Raw genomic sequence first — 1018 nt, forward strand, 5'->3', positions numbered from 1 at the left:
CTCAGGCCGGTCGACAGCGACGAGACGTTGCTGTTCGTGGAGCTCAGTCCGGAGGACAGCGACGAAACATTGCTGTTGGTCGAGCTCAGTCCGGAGGATAGCGACGAGACATTGCTGTTGGTGGAGCTCAAACCGGTGGACAGCGACGAGACGTTGTTGTTAGTGGAGCTCAGACCGGAGGACAGCGACGAGACATTGCTGTTGGTGGAGCTCAGGCCGGTCGACAACGACGAGACGTTGCTGTTGGTGGAGCTCAGGCCGGACGACAACGACGAAACATTGCTGTTGGTGGAGCTCAGGCCAGTCGACAGCGATGAAACATTGCTGTTCGTCGAGCTCAAACCGGTGGACAGCGACGAGACATTGCTGTCGGTGGAACTCAGGCCGGACGACAACGACGAAACATTGCTGTTGGTGGAGCTCAGGCCGGTCGACAACGACGAGACGTTGCTGTTGGTGGAACTCAGGCCGGTCGACAACGACGAGACGTTGCTGTTGGTCGAGCTCAGGCCGGTCGACAGCGATGAAACATTGCTGTTCGTCGAACTCAAACCGGTGGACAGCGACGAGACATTGCTGTCGGTGGAACTCAGGCCGGTCGACAGCGACGAGACATTGCTGTTGGTCGAGCTCAGGCCGGTCGACAGCGACGAGACGTTGCTGTTCGTGGAGCTCAGTCCGGAGGACAGCGACGAGACATTGCTGTCGGTGGAACTCAGGCCGGTCGACAGCGACGAGACGTTGCTGTTCGTGGAGCTCAGTCCGGAGGACAGCGACGAAACATTGCTGTTGGTCGAGCTCAGTCCGGAGGATAGCGACGAGACATTGCTGTTGGTGGAGCTCAAACCGGTGGACAGCGACGAGACATTGCTGTTGGTGGAGCTCAAACCGGTGGACAACGACGAGACGTTGCTGTTGGTCGAGCTCAGGCCGGTCGACAGCGATGAAACATTGCTGTTCGTCGAACTCAAACCGGTGGACAGCGACGAGACATTGCTGTCGGTGGAACTCAGGCCGG

1 protein-coding gene is annotated in these 1018 nt (G+C 58.7%); it reads left to right on the forward strand.

Translation table 11 applies throughout. The features are described from left to right. A partial coding sequence (locus WT97_RS34715; protein WP_218919473.1) for a hypothetical protein occupies nucleotides 1-1018 on the forward strand: 1018 nt, incomplete at both ends.

It is taken from the genome of Burkholderia sp. MSMB1459WGS, from assembly GCF_001534535.1.
In the GTDB taxonomy this organism is placed as follows: domain Bacteria; phylum Pseudomonadota; class Gammaproteobacteria; order Burkholderiales; family Burkholderiaceae; genus Burkholderia.